The following is an 18,088-nucleotide window of genomic DNA, read 5'->3' as shown; positions in this document are numbered from 1 at the left end:
CGCCTGCCGTTCACGAACGCCTGCTTGACCTGTTCCTCAGGCAGGCCCAGCCGCGCGTAAAGGTCAGCCACAGTGCTCGCCGGGGGAAGCTGCACGGTGAAGCCCTCGCTCCGGAAACCCTCCGGGGCGTATTCCCTCAAGGAAGCATATAGCCGCACCCTCACCAGCGGCATAGCCAATCCCTCCGAGGTGGGGGGTTGCGCTTAAGCGGCAACCCCCCACCCGCTTCATCCTGTTCGGCGTACCCCACCAGGCGACCGGCTCACCTGTCCTGCCCGAGCAGAACTCCCACCTGGTCCAACTCTTCGTCGGAGACATCGAACACCTGGTTATGAGGCGGGAGGGGTTCATAGCGCATGAACTCAGGCGGGCGATCCTGGGCCCGGGTAATCCCTGCCGCCTCGTTGAAGCGCCGTTCCATGGCCACTATCCGGGCACCAATGGCCGCCACATCTGCCACAGTCCACTCTGTACCCAGGACGCCGTTGCAGGTCTCCACCATGCCCTCGAACCCGCTGGGAATGTCCATGACGGCAAAGGCGATGAAGAGGCAGTATCCGGTACTGTCGATGAACGCGGTGGCAGCCTGCAGATCGGCAGAAAGCTTGGCCTTGCCCCCGGCGGCCAGCGGGTCTGCCTTGCCTCCCACCGAGAGAATCTCAGGGGCCACGGTGTAGCCGGCAGTGTGGTCCGCGCCCATGGGGGAAGTCATGTAGGTGACGCCAATCCCCTTCACCGCACGGGGTTCGTACGCCGGCATCCCCTGACCCTTCACCACAGGCACCCGGGTGACCCCGAACCCCCGACCCGCAAAGGCCGCTCCGTTACCCAGGATGCGCCCCAGCGGCGTCCCCCGGCCGCATTCCTTCAGTAACTCCACAGCCGTCCTGGCATCGCCGAAAGGCAGCAGACCCGCTTCCATGGCCACCCCCAGCGTGACTCCCGCTTCGATGGTGTCAAGGCCGCTATCGTTGCAGATCCAGATGAGCTCGGCTATGGCGTCCAGGTCGTCTATACCACAATCGGCGCCCAGCGCCCACACCGATTCGTACTCCAGGCAGGAAACGTGCTCCGACCCGTCCGGCCTTGCCCAGATGTTGCTGCACTGGATCACGCACCCTGGGTGGCAACCGTGCCCCATCCTGCCCTGCCCGCCCCGCGCCTTCACCGTTTCCGCGATGGTCTCACCGGCAATTCTCCCAGCTCCTTCGAACCGGCCGGAACTGAAGTTCCGGGTGGGCAGACCTCCTGCCTCGTTCAGCACGTTGATGAGGGCAGCCGTGCCGAAGGAGTTGAGAGTGCCGCCCGGGCGGGTGATGGGGTGCTCGCGCAGGGCGTCGGCGAGTTTCCTCTGGCCCTGGCGGAACAGATCCGGGTTAGCAAGCGAAACGCCCGGCGCACCTTGATCGTCCACCAGGATGGCCTTCAGGCCCCTTGCCGCCATGACGGCACCCAGCCCGCCCCGGCCCGCATAGCGGGACGGCCGAAACTCGGTGTCGTTGAAGCATACCCCCGCCATGGCCATACCCTTTTCACCCGCTGGCCCGGTGGCGATGAAGCCCACCTCCCCAAACCGTTGCCGCACACGCGAAGCAAACTCGTACATGCCCAGGCCCGCCAGGTCCCCCGCCGGCTCAAGTACCCCTCCGCCCTTGCCCAGCCTGAGGACAAACAATGCCCCCTTCTCCCGGGGCTGTCCTTCTACCAGCACAGCCGCGATTCCCAGCCTGGAAAGGCTCTGCGCTACGGGCGTGCCCGCATTCGACTCTTTGACGCCGCCGGTGAGCGGAGACTTGCCTCCCACCGACACACGCCCCGAACTGGGAGCCGCCGTCCCCGTCACCATGCCGGGGGCCACCACCAGCCGGTTATTGGGCCCCAGGGGATGGCACGTGGGAGGCACCTCATCGGCCACCAGGGCCGACGTCAGCCAGCGCCCACCCATGAACCGGTACTTCTCGGGCAAATCCTCCAGAGTCACGGTCCGCTGGGTCATATTGACCCTCACCAGCTTGCGCATCCTGGCACCTCCTTGCACTTGCAGGTCTCCGGGTCAGTTCGCCTCCCGACACAAATCGGCCCGCCGACTCTCACCAGGAAACGGCCTCTGCACCCACCTTCGAACACAGCGCCGTATTTTCAGTCCCACCCCCGCTGCCACCTACTCAAGCTCCCCGCACCCACGCCCCGAACGGACCCGGTTGCTTCCATGCCTATATTCGACTGCTTCGACCAACGACAGGGACTTTCCTGCCTGCCCCAGGGCCACCGCGTTACGGCGCGTCCGGCACCCGCCTGGGGAACCGCGGCAGGGCACCGCCGCTCGCCGGCAGACGGTAACTCCCAGTCGGACCCGCAGCACCAGTCGCGGTAAAAGGCCACCCCGAGCACTCCCGGCCCGGCATGAGCACCCATTACCGGCGTCAATTCCGATACCACCAGTTCGTCGGGCACAAATCTCTCTCTTACCTTTTCCGCCAGCTCACCGGCCTCGCGAGGGCAGGCGGAGTGCACGACACCCATGCGCAAGGTGCCACCCGGCTCCGAACGCAAGTCCCCTTCCACACGGGAAAGCATGAACTCCACCGCCCGGGCCCTGGTCCTCAGCCTGGCCACCGGAACGATGTCCCCGTTGCCAAGAGCCAGCACGGGCTTGATCTGAAGGAGCGAGCCCGTCCACGCCGCGGCCCTACCGATGCGTCCCCCGAGCCGCAGGTACTCCAGGGTTTCCAGCACGCCATACAGCCGAGTCCTGCCCGCCACTTCCCGCACCCTGAGCACCACCTGCGCCACTTCAGACCCCTTGCGCGCAACCTCGGCAGCCGCCAGCACGGCGAACATCTGCCCCAGCGAAGCGGTGCCCGAATCCACCACCTCAACCGGCAGTCCGGAGAAGTCCGCGGCTGCCCGCAAAGCCGACTGGTAAGTACCGCTCAGAGCACCCGCCACCGTCACCACGACCACCCCGCTTGCCCCCTGAGCCGCTAGGCGCGAGAAGGCATCCAGGAACCGGGCGGGCGAGGGTTGCGAGGTGCGCGGCAGCACAGGCCCCCGCGCCATGCGCGCGTAAAACTCAGCAGTATCGATATCCACTCCGTCCAGGAAGGCCTCCTCGCCGAAGATTACCGTGAGGGGAACCACCTCGATACCCAGGGCCTGCGCCATCTCGGGAGAGACACCAGAGCAGCTATCGGTGACCACCCCTACCCGGCCCGCCCCGCCCAACCACGGCCACCCCCCGCCCGCCGGGATACCCTCCCCACCTTGCGCACGACAGGGCGCTCAGCTTCCCGGTCCTTCCACCCCGTGCCCCGCGGCCACAACTGGGCCTTCCTCCTGCCCGGCCTCCCCGCCGTGAGCAGATTCCGGCACCGCTAGTTCGCAAGCCGCAACCTGGACATCACCCAGCCCCAGGCGCCGCCGCACCCCCTCGGCCCTCTCCCGCCACTCCCGGGACAGCCGGTCGAGGTAAGCAGCGACCGGCCCCTGCAGCACACTCTCCGCACCGGGGTGCGTCGGGCGCGCCCCCGATTCGGCCACGATGTCGCGCAGAGCCTGGGGGTTGTCAATTATGGGACAGGGCGCCAGGTGGTTGGGGTTGAACGGCTGCCGCTTTTGGTAGGCCCGGAACAGGGGGTTCGCCAGGACTTCCCGCAGGCTCAGGTCCTTTATGTTCCCGACCGAGAAGTGGGCAAAAGCGCAGGGCTCAACCTCCCCCGAGGCCAGAATGTGGAAGTAGCGGCGGCCACCAGCAATGCACCCGTTCGTGAGATAACCGTCGTTCCAGAAATCAGCCCAGAGGTACGGCTTGGAAGTTCTGATTTCCCTCACTCGATAGACCAGATACTCCCGCTGCTCCGGCGTCACCATGAGCTCCACGTCGGGATCGCGGCCCACCGGGATGTAGTGGAAGCTCCAGCCGAAGAACGCACCTTTGTCTATGACCCAGTCGATGAAGCCATCGGATGTGATCTCCTCGACGTTGTGCCGCGTGATGGTTACCGACGTCCCGAAGATCAGCTTCCGCTCCTTGAGCCGATCCATGGCCGCCGATATGCGGTCAAACACACCCGGACCCCGGCGCCCATCCGTGCTCTCCCGGAACCCCTCCAGGCTGATGCAGGGCACGAAGTTGCCCACCTCAAGGATCCGATCAGCCGTCCGGTCGTCGATGAGGGTGCCGTTGGTGAAAGCCATGAAGGCCACATCGCGGTGCCTGGCAAACAGCTCGAAGAGACGCTTGTACAGCAGCGGTTCGCCGCCTGACAGGACTATCCAGTATATCCCCAGCTCCTTCGCCTCCGTCACGATCCTGTCCAGGAGTTCAAACGGCATGGTGTGGTACTGCGCGTACTCGCCCGCCCAACACCCCACGCACCGCAGGTTGCACGCCTCCGTGGGGTCCACCAGGATGAAGTGCGGAACCCCGTGACCCAGCCTCTCCGCCAGGGCGTACTGGACCGGGAGGCCGAGCAGGATGCTGTTCACGAACCAGTTGAAAACCACACCCCGGTGCTGGTTGGGATGCACCTCCAGCGCCAGCCGGCGCACGAACCGCATCATGGCGGGATTATCCCGCAAAGTCACCGCCAGCTCTTCTACCTGGCGGCGGTGCGCCTCCATCACCGCCAGCCGCTTGCCCCACGAGAGGATGGAGTCGACGGCCCGCTCCGGATCCCGCCGCAGGTACCCCACCAGCCACTCCATGGCCCGGCGGGCCGCATACCGCTTGGCCCGCAAACTCACGCTTCCGACCGCCACCTCCCACCATCCCCTTTCACCCCGTCCTTGCGGGCACACACTGGCGCCTCGCCGGAACACGCCGGACCACCCCACCATGCCCCACGCAATGAGCCGACAGCAGGTGCCAGGTCATGCCCTTATGCGAATTATAGCATGAAGCGGCCGCCCCGTCTACCAACTCCCCGCGTTCCCCCGGCGGAACCGGTCAAATCCGCACCCTCGTAACCATGTGGAGCACCAGTCATTCGGTGCTGTAAGTCCCACAGGCACAAACGCAAGGCTTCCCGCACCGCAGGAGCGTAAGAGCCTATCCCCCCTGGCCAAGGGCCTGCAGGGCCAGCACCACCATGGGGGAGCACGCCTCGATCTGGCGCTCCAGCCCGGCAGGAACGACCACGAGGGAACCCTGGCGCACGTCCACTGTGGTCGATTCCACCCTGATGCGACCGGTTCCCTCTACCACGTAGAACACTACCTCGGCACCCATGACGCAGGGTTCCAGTGCCTGACCGGACTCAAAGCAGATCAAAAGGACCTTGGCGGCTCCGGAACGGTAGATCTCCTTGCGCACCTTGTCTTGAGGTGAGAATTCCCTTTCCGCCAGTATGTCGGCAACGTGCATTGCCCCTGCCTCCTTAACCCCGCACCCCGGACGTCACCGCGGCATCTCCCGACCCACCCCAGGCCGGTCTTCTCCGCACAACCCACCCAGGCGAGGCGTGAAGCGATCCACCAGCCAGCTTATGAGCACGATGGCCGGCAGCGTGAAGGCCAGCCGGGCCAGGGAAAACCGCCAGCCCAGGAACTTCACCTCCATCATGATCATGGGGATTTTCACCGCCGCCCAGGTGCAGAGCAGCACGCACGCGTTGAATACCGAACAACCCTTCCTGAGCAAAGACTCGGCCACGGGAAAGGCCCCGTAGAGCGGCCCGGCAGCAGCAGACCCGGTCAAAACAGAGAGTGCCAGCCCGCGCAGTCCGGACCCGGGGCCCACGTTGCGCACGATGGTCTGCCGGGGAACCCACACCTCCAGCATGCCGATCAGCACGAAGATGGGGGGCAGCACCAGCAGCATTTCCAACAGGTAAGAAGCGGACGTCCGCACGGCCTGCCACCCCAGCCCGGGCCTCACCACACCCAGGGCCAGATCGCCCACAAGCGTGAGAATGAGGAGGGCGTACGGCCGCAGCCTCGCCAGCTTCGTCCCCAATCGACCGCCAGGGCTCACCCCAGCACCACCCCCATGGCGGCCGCTATGGCCAACGCGGCAATGAAACTGAGGCCGTTACGGAGGAGCGCGAAACGCCGGCCGAAATAGTGGCTCTCCAGGGGAGCGGTTACCACGCCGACCATCATGAGAGTGGTCATGAACGCCGCGATCGGCACCACCCCCGCTCCCTGGCGCACCAGGGAACCCGCTAGGGGATAGGCGATGATCCCGGGGATCAGCGTCACCGCCCCGACGGCGGCAACCAGCAAGATGCCCCAAACGTTCTGGTTGTTAAACAGGGTGACTATCGTGCTCGCCGGAGTCAGAGTCAGCACCAGCCCGATGAGCCCCATGATGCCCAGCATGGAAGGGGCAACCCGGCAAAACGAACGCCAGGCAACGGCCAGCGCCTGGCGTGTCTTACCCCGGTCCCGCAGCGCGGAAACAAGGACCACCACTGCCGACACAGCATACAGCGCCAGGTTGAACGCCACGCTACCACTCCACTCCCTCCGCCGCCAACCTGCCGTGGCAATACGGCAACCCCGGCACCCAACGGCATTAAGCTCCGGGCGGCCGCCAGGACCGCCCGGATGCCGCCGGTGAGTTCGAGGCCGGTTTTCACTTTTCGGACTCGAGTTCGCGGATCACTTTTTCCACCTGCTGGGCTTCCGCTTTCAGCTCTTCCAGGTAGTCGCGCAACCTGGCCAACCGCTCTTCCTTGCTGAAGAACCGGCGGCGCATGCCACCGCCACAACAACACCCTCCGGCGCCGGCGAACTCGTGCCAGCCGTGCTGCCTGCTACCACACATACCTCTCTCCTCCTTTTTGAACCGGGCCTAGCCCCGGGAATCGCCCGCAAGCTCGCGGTACATCCCGAGGAACCGGTCAAGCCGGGCCCGGTAATGTTCCACGTTCGCAGCCCACACGTGGAGCAACTCCTCGCCCTGCTCGGTCAGCCGATACAGACGGCGCGGCGGGCCGCTGTCCTGGAGGTCCCAGCTCGAACTCACCAGCCCTTCCTCCTCCATTCGCCGCAGGTTCCTGTACACCGTACCGGGGTCCGGAAACCCACTTCCGCCCAGCACCTGGCCCAGGCGTTCCACCAGCTGGTAACCATGGGACGGGCCACTCTTCAAAAGCAGAAGCAGCCACGCTTCCAGGAACCTCTCCCCCCGCCGGTCATGACAGCCGCAGGCGCCCGCGCGGAAACCGCGGCCATGCTCGCCGCACATCAGTGGCTCACCCTCCTAAGTGCAATGTACACTTATCAGCACGATTATACCCGGTCCCGGCACCGCCGTCAACACCATTGCTGCAACCCACCAGGACGCGGTGACTACGGCGGAACACCCCGGAGCGCTGCACCATGTCCCACCCTATGACTTGCCAGTAAGTGTCAGATCACCCTCATGGTGATTATCCATGACGTGCACTGCCTCGCGGTTGATCTCGAGCTCACAGGGCGTATAGCGATGCAGAACGCCGGGCGCGACGCGGGATGTGATGGCCATACGCCCCCACCCCGCCCCCGACCCCGCGAAGCACCACGTGGCCAGCCCGGGCGCTTTTGTGGGCCAGCTCCGCCGTTTGCTGGCACGCCTCAGGCTCCACCGTCGCGACCGGCAGCCCCGGACCAGTCCAGCCGGGCCTCGGCCCACCCGCACCAGGTCACCCTCAACCTTGGCCCACTCGTGCGTCTTGCTGTACCTGTACTCCTCGGGATGCATCACTTTTCCCCCTTGGTCCGGCCAGCATTCCCCCTGGCCCAACGCTTCTTCCAGCCGGGCAAGCCTTTCCTCATTTCCCGGCTCGCAGAGAACCGGGCAGTCACGGGCCCCGCGCTCACCTGAGGCCACCTTCGCCGCAAACGCCAGGCAGGCGGGTTCGCCGCAGCGGCCGCAATTGGACCGGGGTAACAGCCTGTAAACGTCCAGCACCTTCAACTCAGCACGCCGCCGGTGGCTGGGCTGGATCCTGTCACGGTTGGCATGCGTGCTGCGGATAACCTCCACCAGCCACTCCATGACCCGCCGGGCTTCTTCTTCATCCTCCAGCCGCGTGATGGTAACCTGCCGGGCATGCAGCGTGACAGCCTTGCCCTCCTTCATGAACCTCAGATAAGGCCCGGTAGGTTCATAGAAGCACCCCTGAAGCGTCGCATTCAGGTACGGCAACAACTCCGATATGTCCTCTTCCAGGTCGAAGATGGCGTTCACGGTGGGGGCGGCAGGATTCATTCCGGCAGGACGATCCTGATCGAGTACTTCTCCAGCACCGCACGTACCCCCCTCAACCAGCAGTCCACAGTACCCCTTCCGGTCCGCCACTATTGTCCGGCCCTGAGCGCCCTCACCGCCTCGGCCACTTTCTCCGCAGCTTCTTCGGTCGTCATGTTGCGCAGGTCGAGGGGCACCACCTGCCCGTCAAAGCTCACACCGGCAGCGGTAAAGGTTTCCTTCAACATCTTGCGCTGCAGGGCGGGATCGCACGCTCCCACGAGGTACGTGACGGCCGGCCGAACCAGGTCGGCCAGGAAACGCAGCCCATCGTCACCGCAAAGCTGGGGGTGCGCCACCGCGAATTCCACGTCAGGGTTGTCTCGAAGGCGATTAACCAGGGTCCAGGCATCGACCCGCTCAAAACCGGGACACCCCCGGCACACGCACAGCAAGACCCGCGGCCTCCGCAAGGTATCGCCTCCTCCCGCCACAGCGCACCTCAGACCCCATAGCGATCCGGGAGGCACAACTGGCCGTGCCTCCCGCCCGCCACTGAAGACCGATTGCCCCCCGAGGTCTCCCGGCAACCTCCCCCCTAACCGGGCCCGGAACCCACCTTCCCCCGACGGAAGGCTACCGCCCAATCCGTCAGGGTGTAATCGGGCATCTGGGGAAAGCCTATGTCCACGGGCGTCGGGTAGGCAGCCGTCTTCGCCGTGCCCACCAGGCCGTCCAGTATCTCCTGGGCCATGTCGGCAGGGAAGGCCACCGTCAGCTCCTCGTCCTGCGCCAGGGCCGTCTTGCGGTCCCCGAAACAGGGGATGGCGAGAGCGAAGTCGTGCTTGGTGTACGTCTCCGCGATGATGTCCGCACACAGGCTGTATTCGCCACCCGTGCTGAAGGCCGCCCGTCCTCCCCGCCGGTAAAGATAGGCCTGTACCACCCTCACCGCTTGGGCCGTGTTCGCGTACATCACCACCATATCGGGTTCAAACGTCAACCGGTCGAGCGGCGCCGCGGCAAAAGCCTTGACAGTCCCCGCCGGAATGCGCGGAACCAGTTCCGTGAAGCGGCGCGCGGAATCGAGGTCCGCGTGCAGCATCTCGGCGATCTTCCCCGACCGCATGTTTTCCGGCGGCTCCATCATGCCCAGGGCCACCGCGCCGACCACACACGCCATGTCCTGCCAGGTGGCGTACATGCACCGCCCGTAGTAGCGGACCAGAGCTGTCACCTGGCACACGTTCATGGGGTGCCGCGGGGACAAAAGCCCAGGCGGTCGCTCGTCCAGGCTGCGGTAAAGCTTGACCCCGAAGGGAAAGGTCTTCGGCCGCAGGGAAGACATGACGTGGCCGTACAGATCCCGCAGGACGCCCCCGCACTCTGCGCGTTCACCGGCAGGCCCAGCCAGCATCACGCTTCACCCCCGGATGCGGAGGCCGCGGCAGGCTCCTCGCCTTCAATCGCTGCCAGTATGGCCTCGACCGTCCTGGCCACGTCCTCCTGGGAGATGTACTCCATCACATCCTTGGGCTCGCCGTCCAGATCCCTGTGCAGCGGCACTTTCTTCACCCCCAGGTCCACGGCCAGGGTGATTGACCTCGTGATGGGAAAGCCCGCCGCCTCGACCAGCTTCTTCGCGCAGTTGTTGGCACAGCCATCCACCGTGATGATCTTTTTCGCCGCCTTCGCCTTGGCCAGCACCATCTTCACTTCCACCGGAAGTCCCGCCAGGCAGAAGATGGCCGCCTTCTTGAGACCCACCCTCCGCACCGCTTCCATCCCCGCCAGGGCGGTGATGTACCCCGTGTTCGAAAGGCCGCCGAAGCACACGAAGATCGCGTTTTCGTGCGTGACCATCCCGGGCTGCCATTCCATGGGCTGCGTCATTTCCTTATCTCCTCCCCTGTGAGAACTACTGCTTTCTCTGTCCCCCTGCCGGCCGTCTGCCCTTGGGTGACTGCATCTCGCGCGTCACCCGGGCACGCTGCTGGTGCCACCTTCCTGCCGCTCTCCCACAAGCCTTTCCACTCCCACCCCCACAAGAGCTGCCATCAGCATCACCATGACCATGCGCACCAGGGCGAACTGCCACCCCAGGAACCGGCCTTCCAGCGGCAGCAGCGGAGCCTTCCCTCCCCAAGCCGTCACCAGCGCGGCCAGCACACCGACCCTGGCCCCCTTCTGCCGCAAGGCTGCCAGCAGGGGGAACACCGTCACCAGCGACCCGCCCAGGAATATGCCCAGCGTGGAAGCCAGGGCAAATCCCTTCGCCCCCGAGCTCCTACCCAGCCACCTGGCCATGGCCGCCGGCTTCACCCAGGCCTGTAAGAGCCCGATGTAAACGAACACGCTCAGGATGATGAGCCACGAGATGGCAAGAGCATTCCAGGCCACATGCACCACCACCGCGCCCCGTGCCGGCGAAACCAGCCAGACCGATCCCGCCAGCACGCCCGCCGCCACCAGACTGGCCAGGGAAGAGTCAAGCTTCTTCATGACAGGATCGCCCCCATCGCCAGCGCCACCAGGAAGACCGCCACAAACGTCAGCACGTTCCTCGCCACCGTGAACCGCAACCCCAGCATGCTCACCTCGATGGGCAGCGTGGAGACGCCGATCAGTATGGCCGTGAGGATGAACCCCGCCAGGGCCCCTATGCTCGCCCCGTTGGCCAGAAGATATCCGGCAAAGGGGAAAACGGCAGAAGGCTGGATGAGGGCCACCGAGCCCACCGCCTCCCCGTAGAGGACGGCCAGGGGTCCACTGTGACCACCCAGGACGGCAGCGATGACCGAACGTGGCACGTAAGCCTGAGCTACGCCCATCAGCACGAATACGAGGAGGATGAAGGGCATGGTCTTCTTGAACGTGGCCAGGGTGATGGACAGTGCCCGCCGGGTGGTGCCCCGGTCCTTCCTCCATGAAACCAGAAGCAGCACCCCGGCCAGGCCCAGGTACACGATCTCCGCCACCCGCCTCGCCTCCCGCTCACCCGGGCTAGCCCACTATCGCCCCGAAGATCATCCCCGTGAGCGTGGCCATCACCGCCACCAGGCCCACGTACGTCAGCATCTTCTTCGTGCCGATCACGCTGCGGATCACCAGCATGTTGGGCAGGCTAAGAGCCGGGCCCGCCAGAAGCAAGGCCAGGGCGGGACCCTGCCCCATCCCCGACCCTAACAGCCCCTGCAGGATGGGCACCTCCGTCAACGTGGCGAAGTACATCAGCGCCCCGGCCACCGAAGCAAGCAGGTTCGCCCGCAGGGAGTTGCCGCCCACCGCAGCCTCGATCCACCGCGACGGAATCAGCCCGGCATCCGTGCCCGGCCGGCCCATGAGAACCCCCGCGGCCAGCACACCCGCAAAAAGAAGCGGTATGATCTGCCCGGCAAAACCCCAGGTGGCGCTCACCCAGGAAGAAAGCTCGGCCCGGCGGAACCACCTGGCCAGCATATAGGCGAGGAGGACCAAGAGCGCTCCCGTAATGTACCACTTGACCTCGAACACCGCGTTCCAGAACCCCACCGGCTGCGCCGGCTTCCCCCAGTTGGCGAACACCAGGATACCGACCATGGCCGCGAAGTACAAAAGGTTCTGCGCCCCGCTCCGGGCCTCTTTCTGCCTCATCGCTTCCGCTACCCGCTGCGACACCGCCTCCGTGCGCTGCTTCTCCTCGTGGCGGTAAATGTACGCCATGATCAGCCCTATCACCGCCGAAAAGAACACCGCACCGAGCGCCCTCGCCAGCCCCAGCTTCCACCCCAGCACCCTGGCCGTCAGGATGATGGCCAGGATGTTGATGGCCGGCCCCGAGTAAAGGAACGCTATGGCAGGACCCAGCCCCGCCCCCCGCTGGTATATCCCCGCAAACAAGGGCAGCACCGTGCACGAGCATACCGCCAGGATGGTCCCCGAGACCGAGGCCACCGAGTACGAAAGCCACTTTTTGGCCTGCCCGCTGAAGTACTTGATCACCGAAGCCTGCGACACGAAGTTCGCGATCGCCCCGGCGATGAACAGGGCCGGCACCAGGCACAGGAGCACGTGCTGGCGCGCGTACTCCTGCAGCATGTGGAAGGCTTCCAGGATGGCCCCTGACACCCGCGGGTGCCCGAACGGCACGAAGTAGGCGGCAAGGAATGCCCCGAGCAGCCAGAAGAACTTGCGTAACTCTGCCACGATCTCCGCCCTCTTTCCCCTATGAGAAACCGTTCATAATCGCGGGCCGGTAAAAGGCCACCCGCAGGTGGCCATTACCTCCTTACTTTCCTGTAATCCAGCCTGTGATCTCCCGCACCGTGGCCACCCGGCCCTGGAGCTTCAGCTCGCCGTCGATGATTATGGCCGGGGTGTGGTTGACGCCCCGCTGCATGATCTCGAACACGTCCTCGACCTTCACGACCTCCGCCTCCCGGCCGCTCTCGGCCAGGGCCTCCGTCACGTTCTTCAGCAGCGCCTGGCACTTCTGGCAGCCCGGTCCCAGAACCTCGATCTTCACCGCCGCACCTCCTGTCCTTGATTAGCGTTATGAATATATCATCATAATCCGCTACCGTCAACACGCCGCGCCTCGGCAAGCACCTTCTCCGCCCGGCTCAGGTGGCCGATACACACCTCCCGGGCCAGCCTGAGTATCTCCAGCACCCGGGGGTCGGCAAGCGAGTAAAACGTCCGCGTCCCTTCCCGCCTGAAGTTGACGATACCCCGGTCCCGCAGGATGGCCAGGTGCTTGGACACGCTCGATTGCTCCATGCCCAGGGCAGGGATGATCTCGCAGACGCACTTTTCCCCCGAGCAGTCCCTCCCCGAGCACAGGTCGCCATCGACCAGGAACTCCACGATCCGCAACCTAGCCGGGTGCCCCAGGGCTCTCAGCACCGCCGCCATCTGCTCGAGTAAACCCTCCGTCACAGAAGCCACCACCATCTTGGAATATATGCTTAGCTTCAAGATACTCTACTGAGAGGAACCTGTCAAGCACTTGACACAGGAAGAGGATGAAGATATGCTCAATGAGTGATAGCCCGCCAGACCGGCGGGAGAAGCACACTCGGAAAGGAGTGGCAGCTCCGTTGGCCGAGAACCGTACCATCGGGCTCTCTCTGCTCGACCGCCTGCTCACCTTGTGGATACTCCTGGCCATGGCCGCCGGGGTGGCGTTGGGGTACGTGTTCCCCGGGGTGGCTGACCTGCTTGACAGGCTGTCAGTCGGCACCACCTCTATCCCCATCGCCGTCGGCCTCATCGTCATGATGTACCCTCCCCTGGCCAAGGTCAGGTACGGTGAACTGGGCAAGGTGTTCCGCAACACCCGGGTGCTCGCCCTGTCTCTCGTCCAGAACTGGATCATCGGCCCCATCCTGATGTTCATCCTGGCCATCACTTTTTTGCGCAACTACCCCGAATACATGGTGGGGCTCATCCTCATCGGCCTGGCCCGCTGCATCGCCATGGTCATCGTGTGGAACGCCCTGGCGCGGGGCGATAGCGAGTACGCCGCCGCCCTGGTGGCATTCAACTCCCTTTTCCAGGTGTTCTTCTACTCGGTCTATAGCTACGTGTTCATTACCATCCTCCCCACCGTCTTCGGACTGAAAGGTGCCGTGGTGCACGTCACCATCGGCGAGGTGGCGAAGAGCGTTGCCATTTACCTGGGCATCCCCTTCGTGGCCGGCTTCCTCACCAGGACCATCCTCGCACCCCTCAAGGGCGAGAAATGGTACGAGGAGCGGTTCGTCCCCCGCATTAGCCCCTTGGCCCTCATAGCCCTCCTCTTCACCATCGTGGTCATGTTCTCCCTCAAGGGCGGATACATCGTCAGGCTGCCCCTGGATGTGGTCAGGATAGCCATACCCCTCATCGTCTATTTCGTCGTCATGTTCCTGGCGTCTTTCTTCCTCAGCATGCGCCTCGGGGTGAACTACCCGCAGACGACCAGCCTCTCCTTCACCGCCGCCAGCAACAACTTCGAGCTGGCCATCGCGGTGGCGGTGGCGGTGTTCGGGCTCAACTCCGGCCAGGCCTTCGCCGCCGTCATCGGTCCCCTCATAGAGGTCCCGGTGATGCTGGCGCTGGTCAACGTGGCCCTCGCGTTCCACCGCCGCTACTACCGCCCGGACGTCACCCCGGCGTGGCGCTCGTGAGGCGCCACCTCGGGTGCCCACCGGGATCACCGGGAAGCCGCTTCCAAGTAAGAGGGGTGATGCCACCTGCCGGGCAGCAGCTTCGCCAGGTCAAGAGCGGGACGCCTCCTCGTCCCGCTCGCCCTTCTCCTCGCCCTAACCGCCATCGTGGTGGGAAAACAGCTGGCTCACCGGGGCGAAACCGAAAGCCCATCCAGTCCGTCCCGGGCGGCGCTCGCCGCAGCCAGGCAGCGCGGCCTCCCGGTATGGCTGCTCTTCCACTCTTCCAACTGCGAGCCGTGCAAGGAGATGGAGGCAGTGTTTGACCGCCTGCGCCCGGAGTTCGAGGGCAGGGTGGCGTTCGTCTCCGTCAACGTGGAAGACCGCACGGAGGAGGATCTGGTCCGGCAGTACGGCGTTCAGTTCATTCCCACCACGTTCCTGCTCGATAAATCCGGACAGGTGGTAGCCAGGGCTGTCGGCGTCATACCTGTTGAAGAGATGCGCGCTGCCCTGACCCGACTCGCGGGAGGCAGCTAGATGGAGGCCACCCTGGCCCGCCACCTTGCCCACCTCACCGGCGGCCATGCGGCCGTTGCTTTCGCCCTCGCGTTCTTCGGCGGCCTCGTCACCAGCCTGGGTCCATGCAACCTCTCCATCATCCCTCTCCTCGTGGCGTATACCACGGGGCAGCGCGAAGCGGCGGGGTGGAAGGGGTTCTGGCTGGGCGTTTCCTTCACCCTGGGCACGTCGGTCACTTTCACCATGATGGGGGTTGCCGCAGCCACCCTGGGCGGCCTGCTGGGCTTTTCCCGAACCGTCCTCTACTACCTGGCGGCTGCCGTCAGCATCCTCGCCGGCCTGCACCTCGCCGGCCTAGTGCAGGTGTCCCTGCCGTCGGTCGGATTGCGCTCGCTCAGGCGCTTCCCCGCCGGCGGCCTCGCGGGAGCTTTCTTCCTCGGCCTCGTGCTCGGCGTGGCCGGCTCCCAGTGCGCAACGCCGGTCCTGCTAGCCATCCTCACCCTTGTCATGGCCCAGGGCAAGCTGGCCTTCGGTACCGGCCTGCTATTCGCCTACGGATTGGGCAGGGGCGCGCCCCTCACACTGGCCGCCACCTTCACCGCAGCCCTAAAACAGGTGCCCCTCATCTCCCGCTGGACCTCATGGCTCGAAAAGGCGGCCGGCTTAGTGCTCATCGGCTTCGGCCTTTACTACGCCTGGTCAGCATAGCCGGTGTCGGCCGTCATGCAGAACCCCGCCGCCCGGCACCCTGCAGGCACTCTCAACGACGGTCTCTACTGTACATCTACTGTGCAGCCGCCTTGACATGCCCTGTCGCCGGTGGTATAAGGGATGCGTAGGATACCTATATATCGGGGGGCAAGCTGTGGTGCCGGAGCTCACCAGCAAGGAGTTTTGGAAACACCAGATAAACCTGGGCCTGTCCCGGTTCTTCCTCCTCATGGTGCTCCACCGCGCCCCCCGCCACGCCTACGCGGCGGTACGGGAGCTCAGCACCCTGACCTCCGGTTGCTGCACCCCCACCCTGGCCACGGTCTACCCCCTCCTGGACGAGATGGAGCGGGAGGGTTACCTGGAAAGCCGGCCCGACTTCACCGGGGCGCGCCGGCGGCGGGTGTACCGCCTCACCCCGCGGGGGGAGCAGGCGTACCGGGCGGCGGCACAGGCCTGGGCGGAGGTGGTACCCCTCGTGCAGCGGGCGCTCGAGGGTGAACGGGAGACGGTGGAGGTGAAAGTGGATGCCGGATTTGCCCGGGAAGTCAAAGGGTAACCAAGGATTGTGGCGGCGCCTCCTGGGCGGCGGCGGGTCCTGCTGCTGCGGAGTCCGCATCGTCGAGGAACCCGAGGAGGCGCCAAAGGAGCAGAAGGACTCCGGCGCCGGGCGCGCCGGACAGGCCGACGACCCGAAGGAGAAGGACAGCTGAGACTCCGCTGACGGGGGGCCCCGACAAATGACATCCACGCTGGCAGCGGCAGGCCGGTGGTTTCTCGTCATCACCGGCGAACTGGTGGTACTGTTCCTCGCCGTCACCTTCCTGGTGGGCCTCGTCACACACTTCCTTCCCCCCGAGAGGGTCCAGAGCGTCCTGGGCAGGAGGAACGCCTGGGTGGCCACGGTGCTCACGGCGGCGTTCGGAGCCGTCACGCCTTTCTGCTCCTGCTCCACCATCCCCATCCTGGCGGGCATGCTGGGGGCGGGCGTCCCCTTCGGCGCCGCCAGCGCCTTCCTCATCGCCTCACCCCTCCTCAACCCGGTCATCCTCACCATGATGGCCACCATTCTGGGCCCGGCCACCGCGGCCGCCTACACCGCCCTCGTCTTCCCCCTCAGCGTAATCTCGGGCCGCCTCTGGGAACGTGCGGGGCTCGCCGCCGACGTCAAGCGGGTGAGGGTCGTGAGGGACGACGAGCAGGGGACCGGGTCGCGCCCTGCCCCCGGCGCCCTGGCCGCCGCCCTGGCGTTCGCGCTGAGCCTGTTCCGCCAGGTGCTCCCCTACCTCCTCGTCGGCGCTGCGGTCGGAGCGTTCATCTACGGATTCGTGCCCCAGGAGCTCGTCGTCAGGCTGGCCGGACCGCACAATCCCTTCGCCATACTGGTGGCGGCTGCTCTCGGAGTCCCCATGTACATCCGCGCCGAGACTATCATCCCCATCGGGGCGGTGCTCGCCTCCAAGGGCATGAGCCTGGGGGCTGTGGTCGCCCTGCTCATCGGGGGGCGGGGGCCAGCATCCCCGAGCTCGCCCTGCTGGGTTCCCTCTTCAAGAAAAGAACAGTAGCGACCTTCGCCCTCACCGTCTTCCTGGTAGCGGTGGCCACCGGGCTGGTGCTGGAGGCGCTGCGCTGACCTTCTGCCGATGCCCGTGTCATCGGGTGATGCGCCGGTAGTACCCTGAACCCTTCGCCGTCAGGTGTGACGCCAGAGACAGGCCAGTACCGGGCCGCGGTAGCTGCGGGACGTGCCGGGTTAGGATCCCTCAGCGCGACTCCAGGGCCTCCTGCAGCATCCTCTTCAGTTCCTCCCGGCGCGGCACCCGCCCCGACACGAGCAGGCGGTCCCCCACCGCCAGCGCGGGCGAGGCGAACACCCCGAACCGCCCTATCTCCCGCGGGTCGCGCACGTGCTCGAAGTCAACCCCCACCCCCAGCTCGCCCAGGACGTCCAGCACCAGGCGCTCCAGCGCCTGGCAGTTGGGGCATCCCGGCCCCAGCACCTTCACCTTGGGGACCGCACTCTTCCGCGGCGGCCGCTCCCCCTTCCACACCAGGTACTCCTCGAGCAGCGCCTCCGCGTAGGCCACCTCCCTGCGCCCAGGCACGTAGTTCTTCTCCTTGACGCGGGAGAGCAGGAAAGCCTTGCGTCCCTCGGGGTCAACGATCCCGGCCGCCTCGAGCTCCGCGAAGGCCTCGTCCAGGCCGATGAGGCCCACCTCCACGCCCCCCACCACCACCAGGCGCACTCCCGGTATCACGCTCTCCCCCCTCACCCTCCGGCAAAGGCCATGAACACCGACACGGAGTCCCCGGGGCCGACCTCCTGCCCTTCGCGCAGCACCACGCCCCCCACGCTCACGGCCACCAGGGACCTCGCCGCTTCCCCCGTGCCCAGCAGGCGCGACAACTCCGGTACCTGCTCCGCCAGGGCGGAGATCACCTCCTCCCTGCGCGCGGGAAGGTCCAGCTCCACTTCCACGCTCTCCTTGCCCACCAGCCGCCCGAGGCCCCCTCCCAGCTCGACATTGAGCCTTGCTACCGCCAACACCTC

At 65.7% G+C, this 18,088-nt stretch carries 24 protein-coding genes and 1 pseudogene; 6 read left to right on the top strand and 19 right to left on the bottom strand.

The window, feature by feature from the left end:
* Positions 1–262: 262 nt before the first annotated feature.
* The 17 genes from QME70_08155 to QME70_08075 form a co-directional block, all read right to left on the bottom strand.
* Positions 263–2,020 carry an aldehyde ferredoxin oxidoreductase C-terminal domain-containing protein gene (locus tag QME70_08155; GenBank protein ID MDI6894565.1) on the bottom strand — a complete coding sequence of 586 codons (1,758 nt, stop codon included), beginning with the start codon at positions 2,018–2,020 and terminating at the stop codon, positions 263–265.
* A 119-nt stretch (positions 2,021–2,139) separates the two neighbouring features.
* Complete coding sequence (locus QME70_08150) at positions 2,140–3,225, bottom strand: DegV family protein (GenBank protein ID MDI6894564.1); 1,086 nt, start codon at positions 3,223–3,225, stop codon at positions 2,140–2,142.
* 57 nt (positions 3,226–3,282) lie between these two features.
* The gene (locus tag QME70_08145) at positions 3,283–4,761 is read right to left on the bottom strand and encodes a radical SAM protein (GenBank protein MDI6894563.1); all 1,479 of its coding nucleotides are present in this window, start codon (positions 4,759–4,761) and stop codon (positions 3,283–3,285) included.
* Between the two features lie 289 nt (positions 4,762–5,050).
* Positions 5,051–5,365, bottom strand: a complete 315-nt coding sequence (locus QME70_08140) for a cupin domain-containing protein (GenBank protein MDI6894562.1) — start codon at positions 5,363–5,365, stop codon at positions 5,051–5,053.
* A 33-nt stretch (positions 5,366–5,398) separates the two neighbouring features.
* Positions 5,399–5,974, bottom strand: a complete 576-nt coding sequence (locus tag QME70_08135) for a permease (protein MDI6894561.1) — start codon at positions 5,972–5,974, stop codon at positions 5,399–5,401.
* On the bottom strand, positions 5,971–6,450 hold the full coding sequence (locus tag QME70_08130; protein ID MDI6894560.1) for a permease: 480 nt from the start codon (positions 6,448–6,450) through the stop codon (positions 5,971–5,973). The genes QME70_08135 and QME70_08130 overlap by 4 nt, the downstream gene beginning before the upstream one ends.
* Positions 6,451–6,577: 127 nt before the next feature.
* A complete protein-coding gene (locus tag QME70_08125) occupies positions 6,578–6,769 on the bottom strand; it encodes a hypothetical protein (protein ID MDI6894559.1) in 192 nt (63 codons plus the stop codon).
* 27 nt (positions 6,770–6,796) lie between these two features.
* Entirely contained in the window at positions 6,797–7,192 is a 396-nt protein-coding gene (locus QME70_08120; GenBank protein MDI6894558.1) for a helix-turn-helix transcriptional regulator, read from the bottom strand.
* Positions 7,193–7,336: 144 nt separating this feature from the next.
* The gene (locus QME70_08115; GenBank protein ID MDI6894557.1) at positions 7,337–8,287 is read right to left on the bottom strand and encodes a (Fe-S)-binding protein; all 951 of its coding nucleotides are present in this window, start codon (positions 8,285–8,287) and stop codon (positions 7,337–7,339) included.
* Positions 8,287–8,649, bottom strand: a complete 363-nt coding sequence (locus QME70_08110) for a hypothetical protein (protein ID MDI6894556.1) — start codon at positions 8,647–8,649, stop codon at positions 8,287–8,289. The genes QME70_08115 and QME70_08110 overlap by 1 nt, the downstream gene beginning before the upstream one ends.
* A 125-nt stretch (positions 8,650–8,774) precedes the next feature.
* Positions 8,775–9,593 carry a DUF169 domain-containing protein gene (locus QME70_08105; protein MDI6894555.1) on the bottom strand — a complete coding sequence of 273 codons (819 nt, stop codon included), beginning with the start codon at positions 9,591–9,593 and terminating at the stop codon, positions 8,775–8,777.
* The gene (locus QME70_08100) at positions 9,593–10,069 is read right to left on the bottom strand and encodes a putative zinc-binding protein (protein ID MDI6894554.1); all 477 of its coding nucleotides are present in this window, start codon (positions 10,067–10,069) and stop codon (positions 9,593–9,595) included. The genes QME70_08105 and QME70_08100 overlap by 1 nt, the downstream gene beginning before the upstream one ends.
* 84 nt (positions 10,070–10,153) lie before the next feature.
* Complete coding sequence (locus tag QME70_08095) at positions 10,154–10,678, bottom strand: permease (protein MDI6894553.1); 525 nt, start codon at positions 10,676–10,678, stop codon at positions 10,154–10,156.
* Positions 10,675–11,154: a permease gene (locus tag QME70_08090; GenBank protein ID MDI6894552.1), complete on the bottom strand. Its 480-nt coding sequence runs from the start codon at positions 11,152–11,154 to the stop codon at positions 10,675–10,677. The genes QME70_08095 and QME70_08090 overlap by 4 nt, the downstream gene beginning before the upstream one ends.
* Positions 11,155–11,179: 25 nt before the next feature.
* Positions 11,180–12,334, bottom strand: coding sequence for a permease (locus tag QME70_08085; protein ID MDI6894551.1), 1,155 nt, complete (start codon positions 12,332–12,334; stop codon positions 11,180–11,182).
* Positions 12,335–12,443: 109 nt separating this feature from the next.
* A complete protein-coding gene (locus QME70_08080; protein ID MDI6894550.1) occupies positions 12,444–12,680 on the bottom strand; it encodes a thioredoxin family protein in 237 nt (78 codons plus the stop codon).
* 41 nt (positions 12,681–12,721) lie between these two features.
* Positions 12,722–13,093 carry a metalloregulator ArsR/SmtB family transcription factor gene (locus QME70_08075; GenBank protein MDI6894549.1) on the bottom strand — a complete coding sequence of 124 codons (372 nt, stop codon included), beginning with the start codon at positions 13,091–13,093 and terminating at the stop codon, positions 12,722–12,724.
* 161 nt (positions 13,094–13,254) lie between these two features.
* On the opposite strand from QME70_08075, the gene arsB reads away from it, so the two are divergent.
* The 6 genes and pseudogenes from arsB to QME70_08045 all read left to right on the top strand — a co-directional run bounded on the left by arsB (position 13,255) and on the right by QME70_08045 (position 17,170).
* Positions 13,255–14,325 (top strand): ACR3 family arsenite efflux transporter, encoded by a 1,071-nt coding sequence (gene arsB / locus QME70_08070; protein ID MDI6894548.1) that lies wholly within the window; start codon positions 13,255–13,257, stop codon positions 14,323–14,325.
* Between the two features lie 150 nt (positions 14,326–14,475).
* Positions 14,476–14,844 (top strand): thioredoxin family protein, encoded by a 369-nt coding sequence (locus tag QME70_08065; protein ID MDI6894547.1) that lies wholly within the window; start codon positions 14,476–14,478, stop codon positions 14,842–14,844.
* The gene (locus QME70_08060; protein ID MDI6894546.1) at positions 14,845–15,534 is read left to right on the top strand and encodes a cytochrome c biogenesis protein CcdA; all 690 of its coding nucleotides are present in this window, start codon (positions 14,845–14,847) and stop codon (positions 15,532–15,534) included. It abuts the gene before it with no gap.
* A gap of 157 nt (positions 15,535–15,691) precedes the next feature.
* Positions 15,692–16,096: a PadR family transcriptional regulator gene (locus tag QME70_08055; GenBank protein ID MDI6894545.1), complete on the top strand. Its 405-nt coding sequence runs from the start codon at positions 15,692–15,694 to the stop codon at positions 16,094–16,096.
* Complete coding sequence (locus tag QME70_08050; GenBank protein MDI6894544.1) at positions 16,065–16,250, top strand: hypothetical protein; 186 nt, start codon at positions 16,065–16,067, stop codon at positions 16,248–16,250. The genes QME70_08055 and QME70_08050 overlap by 32 nt, the downstream gene beginning before the upstream one ends.
* Positions 16,251–16,277: 27 nt before the next feature.
* Positions 16,278–17,170, top strand: a pseudogene (locus QME70_08045) (permease).
* Between the two features lie 130 nt (positions 17,171–17,300).
* Here the strand turns inward: QME70_08045 and QME70_08040 are convergent.
* Both QME70_08040 and QME70_08035 read right to left on the bottom strand, forming a co-directional pair.
* A complete protein-coding gene (locus tag QME70_08040; GenBank protein ID MDI6894543.1) occupies positions 17,301–17,795 on the bottom strand; it encodes a thioredoxin family protein in 495 nt (164 codons plus the stop codon).
* A gap of 11 nt (positions 17,796–17,806) precedes the next feature.
* Positions 17,807–18,082: a MoaD/ThiS family protein gene (locus tag QME70_08035; protein ID MDI6894542.1), complete on the bottom strand. Its 276-nt coding sequence runs from the start codon at positions 18,080–18,082 to the stop codon at positions 17,807–17,809.
* Between the last annotated feature and the right edge of the window lie 6 nt (positions 18,083–18,088).

The sequence above is a fragment of the Bacillota bacterium genome, assembly GCA_030019365.1.
GTDB lineage: Bacteria > Bacillota > Sulfobacillia > JACIYH01 > JACIYH01 > JACIYH01.
The sequence above is the reverse complement of the archived record's forward strand: the minus strand, read 5'-3'. Positions and strand labels throughout refer to the sequence as shown.